This is a genomic window from Burkholderia sp. LA-2-3-30-S1-D2, assembly GCF_001523915.2.
Lineage (GTDB): Bacteria > Pseudomonadota > Gammaproteobacteria > Burkholderiales > Burkholderiaceae > Burkholderia > Burkholderia diffusa.
Window position 1 is genome coordinate 784,126 of sequence record NZ_CP013385.1, and the last position, 15,487, is coordinate 799,612.

Consider the following 15,487-nt stretch of genomic DNA (forward strand, 5'->3'; position numbering starts at 1 on the left):
CGCCTATGTGGTTCAAGAATCTTCAGCTTCATCGTCTTCCGGCACCGTGGGCCGTTACCCCCGATCAGATGGAAGAATGGCTGGCGCCCCACGCGTTTCAGCCGGGCACCAGCGTCGAGATGCAGCGCTTCGGATGGGCGTCGCCGCGTGACGACGGCGCGCTTGTGTATTCGATCAACCGGCAGATGCTGCTGATGTTTCGTGCCGAAAAGAAACTGCTCCCGGCCTCGGTCGTCAATCAGGTGACCAAGGCCCGGGCGCTTGAAGTCGAGGAGCAGCAGGGCTTCAAGGTCGGGCGAAAACAGCTGCGCGAACTCAAGGAGCAGGTGACGGACGAACTGCTGCCGCGCGCGTTCACCATTCGCCGCGATACCCGCGTGTGGATCGATACGGTGAACGGCTGGCTCGTTATCGATGCGGCTGCACAGGCTCTTGCCGACGACGTCCGCGGCCTGCTCGTCAAATCGATCGATCAATTGCCGCTCGCCGGCGTTCAAGTGGCGCTTTCGCCGGTCGCCGCGATGACGGATTGGCTGCTGTCCGGTGACGCGCCGGGCGGGTTCACCGTGGACCAGGACGCCGAGTTGCGCTCGAGCGGCGAAGGCGGGGCCACGGTGCGATACGTCGGCCACGCGCTGGAAGCGAACGACATGCGCCGGCACATCGAGGCCGGCAAACAATGCATGCGCCTCGCCATGACCTGGGATGACCGAATCTCCTTCGTGCTGACACCGTCGCTGACGATCAAGCGCGTCACGCCGCTCGACGTGATCAAGGAAGCGACGGATCCCACCGCGCAGAACGACGACGAACGCTTCGACTCGGACGTCACGCTGATGACGGGTGAATTGGCGCGGATGTTGACCGATCTGGTCGATATCCTGGGTGGTGAGCGGCACGACGCGATTCATCAGGCGGCAGCAGCCTGAGTCTCGCCGGCTGTCAAGGATCATCGCCCTGCGGCGGCGTGGCTTCGCGCCGACGCGACATGTCGAGCAGGAGCGTCGCCGCTCTGGCGCGGGTCGCGGCTGCGCGCTCGCGATCCGTAGGAGACCGGTGCAATCCCTGAACGCGGCCGCGATCGTCAAGGTCGCCAGGCAATTCGTATAAGACCACCGACCGTCTTCCCCGCTCTCCCCGGGAAATCCGCGCTGAACCGAAAAAAGCCACCCTCGCGGGTGGCTTCGGTGCGTTCGACCGGGCTTCGGTCGCATACATCACGCGTGGGTGCGCCGGCTCGCCTCGGCATCGACGTCGCGCAGCGACTTGCCGCGCGTTTCCTTCGCGAGGCCCACGCAAACGATCGAGATCGCCGCCGCCGCGACCAGATACAGTGCGATCGGCGTCGACGAGTGATAGCGCTCGAGCAACGACAGCCCGATCAACGGCGCGAGCGAGCCGGCCATCAGCGGCGCGACCTGGTAACACAGCGACAGCGCGGTATAGCGCACGTTGGTCGGGAACATCTCGGTCATCAGCGCCGAGTACGGCGAGTAGGTCATCGATTCGATGAACAGGCCGAGCACGATCGCGGCCATGATGATCCAGTCGTTGCCGGTGTCCATCATCGGGAACGCGACGAAGCCCCAGCCCGCGGTCAGCACCGCGCCGGTCAGGTATACGAGCTTGCGGCCGACGATGTCCGACATGAGCCCCATCAGCGGGATGAAGAAGAAGTGGATCGCGTTGGCGGCGAACATCAGCTTCAGGATCCGCGTGGTATCGAAGCCGACGACCAGCTTCAGATAGGTCAGCGAGAACGTGACGACCATGTAGTACAGGATGTTCTCGGCAAAACGCGCGCCGATGCCGATCAGCACCTGCCGCCAGTGGTACTTCAGCACGTGGCCCACGCCGAGCTGCCTTTCCTGCTTCTGCGCGCGGCGCGCCTGCGCTTCCTTGAAGATCGGCGCATCGTCGACCTTGCGGCGAATCCAGAAACCGATCAGCACGACCACCGCCGAGAACCAGAACGCCGCGCGCCAGCCCCACGCAAGGAAGTCGGCCTCGGACAGCGAGCTCGACAGCACCAGCAGGATAATGGTCGCGACCAGGTTGCCGGCCGGCACGCCGGCTTGCGGCCAGCTGGCCCAGTAGCCGCGGCGGTTGTCCGGGCTGTGCTCGCTGACCAGCAGGATCGCGCCGCCCCACTCGCCGCCGAACGCGAAGCCCTGGACCAGGCGCAGCGACACCAGCAGCACCGGCGCCCAGTAGCCGATCGCATCGAAGGTCGGCAGGCAGCCCATCAGGAACGTCGTGATGCCGACCACGATCAGGCTGACCTGCAGCAGATACTTGCGGCCGAACTTGTCGCCGTAGTAGCCGAACACCAGCCCGCCGATCGGGCGCGCGGCGAACCCCACCGCATACAGCGCGAACGCCGCGAGCAAGCCGTCGATCGGGTTGCCCGTCTTCTTGAAGAAGTGCGTGCCGAACACCAGCGCCGAGGCCGTTCCATACAGGAAGAACTCGTACCACTCCGCCACCGACCCGACCATCGACGCCGCGACGACCCGCTTCAATTCCCGTTTCGACGCCGTGTCCTGCACGGCCGTCGCACCACCAGGCGAGACTGCCTCGCCGACCTGACTTGTCATCTCCGTATCTCCTCTCGTTGTCTTCCATTTCCCTTGACGGGCCGGTTCGCGAGTAAGCGCGCCGAAAGCTTTTATACAATATCCAATACACAATCCAAGTAATCTCAAAAAATGCTTTCGGCGGAAATGCGACACGTCGGCGAGCCGCCGCCGGCCGTTCCGGGAGCCTGCGGAGGAACGGATTTCGGTCAGATGAAAGCGCGACGGGAACGGGCTTGCGCAACGCTGGTCGGCATTCGCAGGCATCAGGTGGTGGAGCCGGGACGCGCATTGCGCCGCCTTCGCCGGGATCGCCCGCCATCCTCGCCGGAGGCCGCCGTGGCGCGGTTCGCCGCCCTCGCCGATGCCCCGAAACCAGGGGCTATGTCATGCCCTTTTTATTTTATATTGTATAAAATATGCGAACTGGCTAGAATGCATTCGTCGATGGCTGACTTTCGGGCGAAACCGGAGGCAACGTTTCGGCACCGAGGCACGCAAGAGGTGACCAGCCGCCGTCCGGATCACGTGAAGCACCGACGAGACGGCGAGCGCGCGTACTGCCCAGGTTGTGCCATCAATGGCAGTTGACCCTATCTGAATGTGAGGAAACGAGATGAGCGACAACATTTTTACCGGCACCATTCCGGCCCTGATGACGCCGTGCACCGCTGACCGTCAGCCGGATTTCGACGCGCTGGTAAAGAAGGGCAAGGAACTGGTGGCACTCGGCATGCGCGCGGTGGTGTACTGCGGCTCGATGGGCGACTGGCCGCTGCTGACCGAAGCGCAGCGCCAGGAAGGCGTCGCACGCCTGGTCGAAGCCGGCGTCCCGACGATCGTCGGCACCGGCGCGGTGAACTCGAAGGAAGCCGTGTCGCACGCCGCGCATGCCGCGAAGGTTGGCGCGCACGGCCTGATGGTGATCCCGCGCGTGCTGTCGCGCGGCGCATCGCCGGCCGCACAGAAGGCTCACTTCGCCGCAATCCTGAACGCCGCGCCGAACCTGCCGGCGGTGATCTACAACAGCCCGTACTACGGCTTCGCAACCCGTGCCGACCTGTTCTTCGAACTGCGCCGCCAGCACCCGAACCTGATCGGCTTCAAGGAATTCGGCGGTGCGGCCGACATGCGTTACGCAGCCGAGAACATCACGTCGCAGGACGACAGCGTGACGCTGATGGCCGGCGTCGACACGCAAGTGTTCCACGGCTTCGTGAACTGCGGTGCCGCGGGCGCGATCACCGGCATCGGCAACGCGCTGCCGCGCGAAGTGCTGCAACTCGTCGACCTGTGCAAGAAGGCCGCGCAAGGCGATGCGGTGGCACGCGTACGTGCGAAGGAACTGGAAGCGGCGCTGGCCGTGCTGTCCTCGTTCGACGAAGGCTGCGACCTGGTCCTGTTCTACAAGCACCTGATGGTGTTGAACGGCGACAAGGAATACACGCTGCACTTCAACGAAACCGATGCACTGAGCGACGCGCAACGGAACTACGCGGAAGCGCAGTACACGCTGTTCCGCAACTGGTACGCGAACTGGTCGAAGAGCATCGCGTAAGCGCGCTCGCACGATGCAGTGCAATACGCGGCCATGACACGGCTGCGCGATGGAAAGGGAAAGCCACGGATCACCCCGTGGCTTTTTTCTTGTCTACGCCCCGCCCTGAAGCAGCACGCCCGCACACGCTCGGCAGGCATCCGCCGCATCAGTGTTGCTGCACGGCCGCGCCGCTCGCGCGCTCCTGTTCCGTGAGTTCCGTGCGGCAGCGGCCGATCGCGTGCAACGCACCGGCCGCGACGAGCGCCGGTACCGCAAGCAGGCTGAACACATCGCCGAAGCGCCAGCCGAACCCCATCAGCATCGCGCCGGCGAACGCGCCGGCCACGCCGCCGATCCGTCCGATGCCGAGCATCCAGGCCACGCCCGTCGCGCGGCAACGCGTCGGATACAGGCTCGCCGCATAGGCCGACATCGACGTCACGGCGCTCGTCACCACGGTGCCGCACAGGAAGATCAGCGTGCCGAGCCACGCGGCATGCCCGATCGTGCGGCTCGCCACGAGCACCAGCAGCGCTGCGACGACATACGCAATCACGATCGTCCGGTTCGGATTGAAGCGATCCATCAGCCACCCGACACCGAGGTTGCCGAGCACGCCGCCCAGCGGGAACAGCGACGTCATCAGCGCGCCGCCTTCGGCGCTGAAGCCCGCATCGCGAAGCAGCGTCGGCATCCAGTTGGTCAGCAGGTAATAGATCAGCAGCCCCATGAAGTAGGCCGCCCACAGCATCAGCGTGCGCGAACGAAACTGCGCGGACAGCACCTGCGCGAGCGCGGACGCCCCGCCGGCCTGCGGGCGCGCGCCGGCGGCCACGAACGCACGGTCGTCGAAGCGCTCGTTCGGTGCGATCCGTGCGAGGATGCGCGCGATGCGCGCATGCGTGCCGGGTCGTGCCGCGAGATACTGCGCCGACTCGGGCAACAACATCACGAGCGCGACCGCCAGCGCGATCGGCCCGATGCCGCCCGCGGTCAGCACGCTTTGCCAGCCGAAGTGCGGAATCAGCCATGCCGACGTGATGCCGCCCACCGCGAGCCCGCACGAGAAGCCGCAGAACATCGCGTTGACGGCCACGCCGCGGATCCGGGCCGGCGCATATTCCGCCATCAGCGTGACGGCGTTCGGCATCGCCGCGCCGAGGCCGAGCCCGGTCAGGAAGCGAAAGGCGGTCAGCGCCTCGATCGACTGAGCGTGCGCGGACACGATGCTCCACGCGCCGAAGCACGCAACCGACAGCACGAGCACGGTCTTGCGGCCGAGCCGGTCCGCGCAGGGGCCGGCGGCGAGTGCGCCGATGCCGAGCCCGGCGAGCGCCGCGCTCATCACCGGGCCGAGCGCGCTGCGCGCGATGCCCCAGTCGTGGGTCAGCGCCGGCGCGATAAAGCCGATCGCGGCCGTGTCGTAGCCGTCGGCGGCCACGACCAGAAAGCACAGGATCAGGATCAGCCACTGGCAGGGGGAAAAGCGCTCGGCGTCGATGAACGACTGCACGTCGAGCGTACGCGGTTGGGTTTTCATCGTGTGTCTCCTTCGATCCGGTGCACGACGGCGCTGATGCGCCGCACGCACGCGGACATCTCCATGTTCATGTTTCGTTGTAGGCCCGGCGTCCGGGTGACGTGCGCAGGTCTGCCAGGCGCCGAATCCCCGGCGCCAGTGCCGTCCGCGCAGCTCGTCACGATTGCCACCCTCTCCACGCGAATGGCGTCCGTGTCGTATCGGGTGTCGTCGTCATGGGCTCAGCGCGTGAGGTACGCGAGGCTCGGGAACTCGACCCGGCGGATGATGCGGCTCTCCTGCGCGACGATCAGATGGCCGGACGCCTGCAGGTACGCGGGCCAGTCCGGATCGGCATCGCGCGCGGTGCGCCGCGCGTCGTAATCGGCGATGCTGTCGTAGCCCCACAGGTGGACAACCTGGTTCAAAGCGCCGATGTCGCTCATGTAGAAGCCGACGGGTGGACCGAGATACTTCACCTGGATCGGCATCGCGAGTCGGTCGAAGATCTCGATGAATTCCGCCATGCCGCGCGGGCGGATCGTATAGATGCGATGGTCGATGAATGCTTTCGCGGTAGTCATGGTGTGCTCCGGGTTCACGCGGTCGCGCGCGCGTCGGCGGGATGCGCCACGGCAGCGCCCGGTGTCGGTTCGGTGAGGCCGGTCAGGTCGACGAGCCCCGCGATATGGCGCGCGCTCAGGTAGCCGAACGTCATGATCGGACCGAGCGTGATCCCTGCACCCGGGTAGTTTCCGCCCATGATGCTGGCGCGATCGTTGCCGACCGCGTACAGGCCGGCGATCGGCCGGTCGTCGGCGGCCAGCACCTGCCCGACCGCGTTGGTGCGGATTCCGTCGAAGGTGCCGAGATCGCCCATCACGACCTTCAGTGCGTAATACGGCCCGTCGCCGAGGGGCGCCACGCACGGATTCGGACGATGGTTCGCGTCGCCGAGATAGCGGTTGAACGACGTCGTGCCGCGGCCGAATTCGGGATCCTCGCCACGCGCGGCGTCGCGGTTGTAGCGCCGCACGGTTTCCTCCAGATTCGCCGCATCGATACCGGCCCGCTGCGCGAGTTCCGCCAACGTACGGCCCTGCACGAGATAGCCGTTGCGCAGCAACGGCCCGAGCGGGACCGGTGCGGGCTTCGCAAAGCCGAGCCCATATTTGCGGATCGTCGCGCGATCGCACACGAGCCACATCGCCGTCTCTGTCTCGTCGCGACATGCAGCGATCATCGCCGCACCGACGTCGTGGTAGGAATTCGATTCGTTCGCGAAACGCGTGCCGCGACGGGTCACGCCGATGACACCCGGCTTGTAGCGATCGAGCAGATGCGGAAACACCCCGAAACGGCCATCGCCGAGCGGCACGCGCGAAACGGGCATCCATGCGGCCGGTTGCGGATAGCGAATCTCCACGCGGCCGCCGGCCTGCTCGGCCAGCTTCGCGCCGTCGCCGGTGTTGCCGGCCGGTACGGGCGATACATGCTCGCCGCCGCGCGCAACGTGTGGATACGCACGCGCGATTCGCGCGACGTCGTGCGAGAAGCCGCCGCTCGCCAGCACGACCGCACGGCGCGCGGTAATGCGATACGTCTCGCCATCCGCCCCGACCGTCGCGCCGGCGATGCGGCCTCCGTCGGTCACCAGTTCACGTGCGGGCGTGTTCGTCAGGATCGGGATCCCGAGGTCCAGCGCCGACTTCGCGAGTCGTGCAGCGAGCGCGTTGCCGCTCGTGATCTGCACGCCGCGCCGGTACAGCGCGAGATCCTTCAGATGCGCGGCGAGCCGCTTCGTCACGTACCACGCGGACTTGAGCGAGCGCGTTGCGTTGAAGAAATGCTTCAGGTCCGCATTCGACGAATTGAACATCATCCCGATAAACGTGATCGTCTTCAACGGCGGACGCAGGCGCTCGAGATCCTGCCCGAGCCGCCGCGCGTCGTACGGCGCGGCGACGACCGAGCGGCCGATGTCGACTCCGCCTGGCTGGTCCGGGTGATAGTCGGGATACAGCGTCGGGACGAATTTCACGTCCGTTTCGCGCTCGAAGAATTCGAGCATGCGCGGGCCGTGCTCGAGAAAGGCCTCGATTGCCGCGTCGTCACGGAACGCGCCCGTTTCGCCGCGCAAATACGTGCGTGCCGCCTCGCGCGTATCGCGCACGTCGTTTGCACTCGCGTGGCGATTGCCGGGGATCCACAGCACGCCGCCGGAAAACGCGGTCGTGCCGCCGAAGCACGCGTCCTTCTCGACGACGATCACGTCGAGGCCGGCCTTGCGCGCGGTAATCGCGGTGGACAGGCCACCCGCTCCCGATCCGATCACGAGCAGATCGCACGTGACGTGCTTCGAACGATGCCGATCGTTCATCATGTCTTCCTCCATGGATGGAACAGCCGCGCCGCCACGCCGCTGAACGCGGCGTGTCTGCATCACGCGCGGCAATGTCGTTGAACTACCTTGCGCCGGCACCGGCCTCATAGCCAGGCCGCGGAACGAGATCCATCAGCATCGCGTCGAGTCCACCGTCGACCACCAGTTCCGCCCCGTTCACATACGCGGCGCGCGGGCTCGCGAGAAAGGCGACGACGTTCGCGATGTCGTCGGGGCGGCCGATGCGCCGGCTCGCGGTCATCGCGCTGCGTCGCGCCTCGATGTCGCCGCTCTGATAGAACGATTCGGACAACGGCGTGCGGATCATCCCCGGGCACACCGTATTGCTGCGGATGCCGCGCGGCCCCCACTCCGCCGCCAGCTGCCGTGCGAGCATCGCGACCGCTGCCTTGCTCGCGCTGTATGCACCGCTATGCGTCTGCGGGTAGCGCGCCGCGATGGACGCGACATGCACCATCGAGCCCGAGCCGCGTGCCAGCATCGCGCGGCCGAACGCCTGCGAGCAGAGCATGTAGCCGGTGAGATTGACCTGCAGCATCGCGTTCCATGCGTCCAGGCTGATCGTCTCGATGCCGCCGGCACGCAACAGGCCGGCGTTGTTCACGAGTACGTCGACGGGACCGAAATCGCGCTCGACGCGTTCCGCGGCCTGGCTCACGCTCGCCGCGTCGCCAATGTCACATCCGATCGCGACGACATCGCCGCCTGCCGTCCGCAACCGCTCCGCGACGGCGATCGTCCTGTCCGCGTCACGGTCGAGCAACGCGACCCGCGAACCGGCTGCCACGAGCGCTTCGACAATCGATGTACCGATGCCGCCCGCCGCCCCCGTCACGACACACACCTGCCCGTCGAGACGAAGCCAGTCCGCCTGTCGGGTGTCTGCTTGCGATATCATTAGGTTTCCTCTTTAAATAGGCTTGAAATGTCCGGATCGATCCGGCATACGCTGCCGGAACGTCGCGCGATGCGTCAGTTGCAAGCGCTACGTCGATGAGAAAAGTATAGAAGCGCGCATCGCGCGAAAACTGGACAAACGCCGCAAGCAACAGGACAATTTGTACACAGGAGGCCGCGCGGCATGAGGAGAATCCCTAACTACGATCTGTATGGCGAATCGGCTCGTCCGCCTTGGTACGACGCGTTCAACTTCGAATGGATACCGGAGCGCAGCCGGCCGAACGACTGGCATATCGCCGCGCACCGCCACGATGCGCTATTGCAGATTTTGTACATCCGCGGCGGGCACGGGCATGTCGTGATCGAGAGCGGGAAGCACACGTTCGCGCCGCCGTGCCTCGTGCTGCTGCCCGCGCAGACGGTCCATGCTTTCGAGTTCTCGCCGCAAATCGACGGCCTCGTGGTCACGGTCGTGCAGCACGCGCTGGAAAAGCTGGTCAAGACGGTCGCGCCGGGCGCGCTGTCGACCCTGCAACGTGCGGCGATGATTCCGGTCAAGGGGCCGGACGCGAGCGTGTCGATGCTGATGCCGCTGTTCGCGTTGCTCGAACAGGAATTCCGCAGCACGTCACGCGGCCGCGGCGCGGCCGGGATGGCGCTGCTCGTCGCGCTGGTCGTGCATGTCGCGCGCTTGAGCGATCTCGCGGCAGCGCCGTCGCATGCCGGCATCGACCGGCGCGGGACGCTGCTGCGACGTTTTCGCGAGCTGATCGACGCGCATTTTCGCGAGCATCGACCGGTGGAATTCTATGCGGAGCGGCTCGGCGTGACGGCCGCGCAGCTTGCACGCGTCTGCCGCGAGGAGCTGGGGATTTCGACGACGGCGGTCGTCAACGCGCATCTGATTCGGGAAGCTCAACGCGAGCTGGTTTATTCGAATCTGAGCGTAAAGCAGATTGCGCACGAGATGGGCTTTGCGGACAGCGCGTACTTCAGCCGCTATTTCCGCAAGCAGACCAGCCAGACACCGGGCGAATTCAGGGAATCGGCCCATCGCGAGCTGATGCCCGGCCAGTCTTGAACCGGCCCGATTCAGCCGGTGGAGCCGGTCGCGACGCCGGGGTGTCGCGACCGGAACAGCCGACCCGCTAGCGGCACGTCAGACCGCGACGGCGCCGACGTAGTTTTCCGCCATCGCCATCGCCGCCGGGCGCGACGTCGTCACGTGCTCGAGCTCCGCGACCTGCAAACGCTGCTCGAACGGCGTCGCGTCGTCGAGACGATGCATCATGCGCGTCATCCAGTACGAGAAGTGTTCGGCGCGCCAGATCCGGCGCAGCGCGGTTTCGCTGTATGCGTCGAGCAGGTCGGTGCGGTCTTCGTCATAGAACGCCTGCAACGCGGACGTCAGGATGCGCACGTCGGACACCGCGAGATTAAGGCCCTTCGCGCCGGTCGGCGGCACGATATGCGCGGCATCGCCGGCGAGGAACAGCCGGCCGTGCTGCATCGTCGTCGACACGAAGCTGCGCATGCCGACGATGTTCTTCTGGAAGATCCGGCCTTCCACGACTCGCTGGCCGTCGGCGGAATCGACACGCGCATGCATCTCCGCCCAGATACGATCGTCGGACCAGTTGTCGACCGAATCCTTCGGGTCACACTGGAAATACATGCGCTGCACGTTCGGCGAACGCGTGCTCACGAGCGCGAAGCCGCGCTCGTGGCGCGCATAGATCAGTTCGTCCGACGACGGCGGCGCTTCGACGAGAATGCCGAACCAGCCAAACGGAAAGACCCGTTCGTAGTCCTGCCGCAATTCGGCTGGGATCATCGTGCGCGACACGCCCTGCGAGCCGTCGCAGCCGATCACGAAATCGCAGTCGAGCGTCTGTTCGACACCGTCGTGCACGAAGCGGATCGACGGTGCATCGGTCTCGATGCCGGAAATCGTCGTCCCGGATACGTTGAAGTACAGCGCACCGCCGGCCGCGACACGCGCGGCCACGAGATCCTTGAGCACCTCGTGCTGCGCGTAGACGGTAATCGCCTTGCCGGTCAGTTCGGTGAGATCGATGCGGCGGCGCTTGCCTTCGAACGCGAGTTCGAAGCCGTGATGCAGCGCGCCTTCCGCTTTCATCCGGTCGCCGACACCGGCTTCGGTCAGCACGTCCATCGTGCCCTGTTCGAGCACGCCGGCGCGAATGGTGGACTCGATCTGTTCGCGGCTGCGCGACTCCAGGACGACCGACTCGATGCCGCGCAGATGAAGAAGATGGGAAAGCAGCAGGCCCGCGGGCCCCGCGCCGATGATGCCGACTTGCGTACGCATGAATGTCTCCGGGTGGAATTGATTTTGCGCAAGTTTGGCGGCGGCACCCGCTATCCCGCAACGCGATATCCGGAATATGGACTATCTCGATAATAGATAAAGGCCGGATGCGCTTCGCGCCATCCGTGGCGTGCGCCCACTCAGTCAGGGTTTCACCGTCGCCAGGCGCGACTCCATCCCGTCGATCTTCGCGAGCAGGCCATTGGCGAGTTCTGTCACATGGCGCGGCATGTCGGGGATCGCCAGCAGCGCTTCGATCCGCCCGCGCCAGTAACTCGGACGACTCACACGCATCGCACACGGCATCGCCGCATCGCCGCTATCGGCATCGCTTTCCAGCAGCGCGACCATTCTCTCGATATGAGAGAGCTCGCGCTCCACATAGTCTCTCGTGAGCATCTGATCGATACCCCCCGCAACACTGCCCTGGCCTGTCGTCATCGCCGCGTCACCGCATGGTCTTTTCGGGGAACACGTCGTACTCGCTTCTCGTCACGGTACGCGCGCTCTGTGTCAGAACACCGCCGATCCGCGCAACGATTTAGTTCATATCATCGGATCATTGCCGCGCAGCCTTCGAAACGTCGCCGTTGTGCCGCGTCGGTTGCATCTGCACTGCGATCCTTCGTTGACGATAGTAGATGCTCCGCCTCGCGACGGCATCCACAATATTGAGGATGACTGCTGGAATCGATCGCACCGCATCCGCGCGATGCGGCGCCTGTGGCAACCTGGGAATGGGGATATCCAAGGCACGCTCACGCGCGCGGAAATGGCCATCACGACCGACATCGGCAGCGGCACGCACGGCGAGCGGATTGGCACCGTGCGCAGCACGATCAAGGCGATCGTCGCAAGAACGGGCGTGAGAGGAAGCGCGGGTCCCGTCTCGCTGTGCGGCGACCGAACCCACTCAGCGGCGCCGGCCGCGCATGCCCTTGCCGACCGGCGGTTCGCGCACTCGTCCGGTCCAGTTGCCGGACCACGCAGGCCGACGCGACTCAGGTTACGGCTTGCCGTGCAGCGACTCGACGATCCGGTACGCGGTCTTCACGCGATCCTCGATCGGGAAGCTGCGGTTCGCGAGCATCACGATCGCGATCCGCTTCGCGGGAACGAACGCGACATAGGCGCTGAAGCCGTTGGTCGACCCCGTCTTGTTGATCCACGTGTCCGCGCGCGGCGCGAGCGGCGGCTCGAGTTCGCTCGCGGGTGTCGCGTTGTGGAGCATCGGCGGGGCATTCCCCGCGAGCAGCGTCGGCAACGCGACCGGATACGGATACTGTTCCCAGATCAGGTCCTGCGTGAACGGGCCCGTACGGAAATAGCCGGTATGCGTGCGTTCGAGCGCGCGCTGCAGCCGCGGCGACGTTTCGACGAGCCCCATGTTCGCCTGCACGAAGCGCAGCAGGTCGGCCGCCGTCGTCCTGACGCCGTACGCAGGCTGCCACAGCATGCCGCCGGTCATCCGGATCGGCTTGCCGTCCTGCGTATAACCCTGCGCATAATCGGCCTGGCGTGCGGCGGGCACGTCGATGTAGGTATGCGTCATCCCGAGCGCGGGGAACAGCCGCTGTTCCATCAGCACTGTGAAGTCTTCATGCATCGCCTTCGCGGTGAGAAAACCGAGCATCCCGATCGCGACGTTCGAGTACGTGCGACGCGTGCCCGGCGCGTATGCAGGCCGCCACGCGTCGAGATAACGCATCAGGTCCGCGTCGTCGCGGATGCTGTCCGGCACCTGCAGCGGCATTCCGCCGGGCGTATGCGTGCCGAGATTGAGCAGCGTGACGACGCCGAACGGCTTGCCCTGCAGCGCGGGGAGGTACTTGCCGGCCGGGTCCGAGAGCGACAGCTCGCCGCCTTCCTGTGCGTTCGCCGCAAGCGTCGCGGTCAGCGTCTTGCTGACGGAGCCGATCTCGAACAGCGTCTCGCCGGTCACCGGCTTGCCGGTTTGCGTCGACATCACGCCGTAGTCGAACACATAAGGCTTGCCGTCGACGACGACGCCGATCGCCATGCCGGGAATGGCAAACTGCTTCATCAGCGGCGCGACGTGGCGGGTCACGGTATCGTGAATTTCGTCCTGCGTGGCAGCGGCCGCGCGGCCAGCCATGGCAGCGGCGCACGCGGCGACGAACAGGGTCGCGGCGATGCGGATCGCGTTGAATCGCATGATTGCGGTTCCTTCGATTTTATGATGGTTGCGTGAACAACAAGTCCGGCCTCGCCGCGCGAGGACCGTGGGCAGCCGGCCTGTCGAGCAGGACTATCGCCCGCCGGCTGCTCGCCAACAATCGATGAAATTTTGCGCGAGCCTAAAGAAAATCTTATGCGGCGCGTGAACCGGCCATGCGGACGTCAATCCGGCAACCGGTCGAGAAATGCCAGCATCGCGGCGTTGAAGCGCGCCGGCCGCTGCAGCGGTGCGAAGTGGCTCACGTCCGGCAGGATCGTCAGCGTCGCACCCGGAATCGTGTGTGCGAGATACGCTGCATGGTCGGGGCGGATGAATTCGTCGTGCTCGCCCTGCACGATCGCGACCGGCACGGCGATCGCCGCGAGGTCGGCCGCGCTGTAATCCGGTTGCGTGCGCATCATTTCGCTGACGGCCGCGACGAACGCATCGAACTCGCCCGGCGTCGCGGACAGCCGCACGTAGTCCTTGCGGTGCCGCGCGAAGCAGCGGTCGATCAGCGGGCCCGGCACCATCTCCTTCGCGCCGCCCGGATCCATGTTGCACGCAAAGAAGAACACGCCCGCCGCACGCTCCGGCGCGCGGGCAGCCAACACGAGCGACACGCACGCGCCGTCGCTCCAGCCGACGAAGCGTGCGCGCCCGATGCGCAGCGCATCGAGCACCGCGAGCACGTCGGAGGCCATGCGTTCGTAGGAATAAGGGCGATCGTCGCGCGTGCTGCGGCCGTGGCCGCGGCTGTCGATCACGATCGCGCGGTAGCCGGCCGCGAGCAATGCCGGCACCTGGTTACCCCAGTTGCCGCCGTGACCGAGGCCGCCGTGCAGCAGCACGACCGGCGCGCCATGGCCGAACGACGCGTGCCAGATGTGCACGCCGTCGTGGTCCAGCCATCCTTCGGTGTCGGCCGCCGGCAGCGGCGTGCCGCCTTGCGCGTCGAAGCGGACGAGATCGTCGTCGGTGAATTCCGCATTCATCGTTCTGCCGTCCTTTCGAGGGAGACGAGCTTCGGATTGTAATGCGCGGGGTAGCGTGCCGCGACGCGTGCGCGCGCGGCGGGACGATGCGGCGCCGTGCCGTCAGGCCTGCGTCGACACCAGCCCGCCGGAAGTCGAGCCGCCCGACTTCTGGATCGCCTGCGCGAGCTGCGCGATCGCCGTCGACAGCGCGGCGGAGATCGTGCTGGCTTCCGCGCTCAGCGTCTGCTGCTCGATCGCCGCGGCCGGATCGTTCTTCGCGCGCTGAGCGGCGGCCGCCATTTGCTGCTGCACTTGCGCGAGCTGTTTCTGCAAACGCTCGATGAGTTGCTTGAGCTGCTTGACTGCCGGATCCTCGGCCGAGGATCCCGACGCGCCCTGCGTCTGCCCCGCGCCGCCTGCCGGCGCGGCACCGGTGCCGGACGGGTTGGCAGTCGCCTGACCGGTGGCAAGCGAAGTCTGAGCGGCGGAAGAAAGATCGATCTGCATCGTGTCGGTCCGTAATGAGTGTGCAACTCGGGTTGGTTGAACAGGGAATACCTTGCAACTGGTTTACGGTATTCGTCAGATAAAACTTTAGCTCCGACCTCCGAAGTACCTTGAAGCGGCGGTTGCCAAGCGCGTACGGTCGATTGTCGCGAAGGGGCCAGATTAGCCGACCGTCGACGCTGGTAAAATCGCCCGCTGGCCTGCTGCCGCAGCACACCGGCTGCTTCCGGCAAGGTCTCGCGGGCTACCCCCGCGTTAGCGCCCGCCCGGTCGGGCCCGATACGCGATGCCCTCCGGCGCCGTCGATGCGCGAGCCCCGCGCCCGCATCGACATGACGACGCGCCGACTCCGGCACGCACGCCCTTCATCACGCATTTCGAGGAACTCACGATGGCCCGCATCGGCGCCTTCTGCCTGACCACGTGGCTCGCTGCCGCGATTCTCTATTTCGGCCAGCATTCGGTCGCGATGATTGCGCTTAGCGGCGTGGTCGTATTCGGCGGATTCGACCTGTTTCGTCCGTAACGGCGACGGCGCGTGCAGCGACGCGAT

At 65.9% G+C, this 15,487-nt stretch carries 14 protein-coding genes; 4 read left to right on the top strand and 10 right to left on the bottom strand.

Annotated features, from left to right (window positions below):
* The first annotated feature begins 5 nt into the window (after positions 1-5).
* Entirely contained in the window at positions 6-929 is a 924-nt protein-coding gene (locus WS66_RS32645; protein ID WP_059600656.1) for a recombination-associated protein RdgC, read from the top strand.
* Positions 930-1,217: 288 nt separating this feature from the next.
* Here the strand turns inward: WS66_RS32645 and abaF are convergent, their stop codons facing one another.
* On the bottom strand, positions 1,218-2,597 hold the full coding sequence (gene abaF / locus WS66_RS32650; RefSeq protein ID WP_059600658.1) for a fosfomycin efflux MFS transporter AbaF: 1,380 nt from the start codon (positions 2,595-2,597) through the stop codon (positions 1,218-1,220).
* Positions 2,598-3,192: 595 nt separating this feature from the next.
* Between abaF and WS66_RS32655 the strand changes: the two genes are divergently transcribed.
* Positions 3,193-4,134: a dihydrodipicolinate synthase family protein gene (locus WS66_RS32655; protein WP_059525958.1), complete on the top strand. Its 942-nt coding sequence runs from the start codon at positions 3,193-3,195 to the stop codon at positions 4,132-4,134.
* 148 nt (positions 4,135-4,282) lie between these two features.
* Here WS66_RS32655 and WS66_RS32660 read toward each other — a convergent pair whose 3' ends face one another.
* From WS66_RS32660 to WS66_RS32675, 4 genes are all read right to left on the bottom strand, one after another.
* Complete coding sequence (locus WS66_RS32660; RefSeq protein ID WP_059600660.1) at positions 4,283-5,656, bottom strand: MFS transporter; 1,374 nt, start codon at positions 5,654-5,656, stop codon at positions 4,283-4,285.
* Between the two features lie 221 nt (positions 5,657-5,877).
* Positions 5,878-6,219: an NIPSNAP family protein gene (locus WS66_RS32665; RefSeq protein ID WP_059600837.1), complete on the bottom strand. Its 342-nt coding sequence runs from the start codon at positions 6,217-6,219 to the stop codon at positions 5,878-5,880.
* A gap of 14 nt (positions 6,220-6,233) precedes the next feature.
* Positions 6,234-8,015, bottom strand: a complete 1,782-nt coding sequence (locus tag WS66_RS32670; RefSeq protein ID WP_236873027.1) for an FAD-dependent oxidoreductase — start codon at positions 8,013-8,015, stop codon at positions 6,234-6,236.
* A gap of 85 nt (positions 8,016-8,100) precedes the next feature.
* Entirely contained in the window at positions 8,101-8,937 is an 837-nt protein-coding gene (locus WS66_RS32675) for an SDR family NAD(P)-dependent oxidoreductase (RefSeq protein WP_059600662.1), read from the bottom strand.
* Positions 8,938-9,120: 183 nt separating this feature from the next.
* Here WS66_RS32675 and WS66_RS32680 point away from each other — a divergent pair, with 183 nt between their 5' ends.
* Positions 9,121-10,020 carry a helix-turn-helix domain-containing protein gene (locus tag WS66_RS32680; RefSeq protein ID WP_059600665.1) on the top strand — a complete coding sequence of 300 codons (900 nt, stop codon included), beginning with the start codon at positions 9,121-9,123 and terminating at the stop codon, positions 10,018-10,020.
* A 78-nt stretch (positions 10,021-10,098) separates the two neighbouring features.
* On the opposite strand, the gene WS66_RS32685 is transcribed toward WS66_RS32680, so the two are convergent.
* From WS66_RS32685 to WS66_RS32705, 5 genes are all read right to left on the bottom strand, one after another.
* Complete coding sequence (locus tag WS66_RS32685) at positions 10,099-11,271, bottom strand: 4-hydroxybenzoate 3-monooxygenase (protein WP_059600667.1); 1,173 nt, start codon at positions 11,269-11,271, stop codon at positions 10,099-10,101.
* A 144-nt stretch (positions 11,272-11,415) separates the two neighbouring features.
* Complete coding sequence (locus WS66_RS32690) at positions 11,416-11,670, bottom strand: hypothetical protein (RefSeq protein WP_059600841.1); 255 nt, start codon at positions 11,668-11,670, stop codon at positions 11,416-11,418.
* Positions 11,671-12,277: 607 nt separating this feature from the next.
* Positions 12,278-13,447 carry a class C beta-lactamase gene (gene ampC / locus WS66_RS32695; RefSeq protein WP_059600669.1) on the bottom strand — a complete coding sequence of 390 codons (1,170 nt, stop codon included), beginning with the start codon at positions 13,445-13,447 and terminating at the stop codon, positions 12,278-12,280.
* Positions 13,448-13,632: 185 nt separating this feature from the next.
* The gene (locus WS66_RS32700) at positions 13,633-14,445 is read right to left on the bottom strand and encodes an alpha/beta fold hydrolase (RefSeq protein ID WP_059600671.1); all 813 of its coding nucleotides are present in this window, start codon (positions 14,443-14,445) and stop codon (positions 13,633-13,635) included.
* 102 nt (positions 14,446-14,547) lie between these two features.
* Positions 14,548-14,934, bottom strand: a complete 387-nt coding sequence (locus WS66_RS32705) for a hypothetical protein (RefSeq protein ID WP_059600673.1) — start codon at positions 14,932-14,934, stop codon at positions 14,548-14,550.
* Between the two features lie 391 nt (positions 14,935-15,325).
* Here WS66_RS32705 and WS66_RS34710 point away from each other — a divergent pair, with 391 nt between their 5' ends.
* A complete protein-coding gene (locus WS66_RS34710) occupies positions 15,326-15,460 on the top strand; it encodes a hypothetical protein (RefSeq protein WP_108064798.1) in 135 nt (44 codons plus the stop codon).
* The last annotated feature ends 27 nt before the right edge of the window (positions 15,461-15,487 follow it).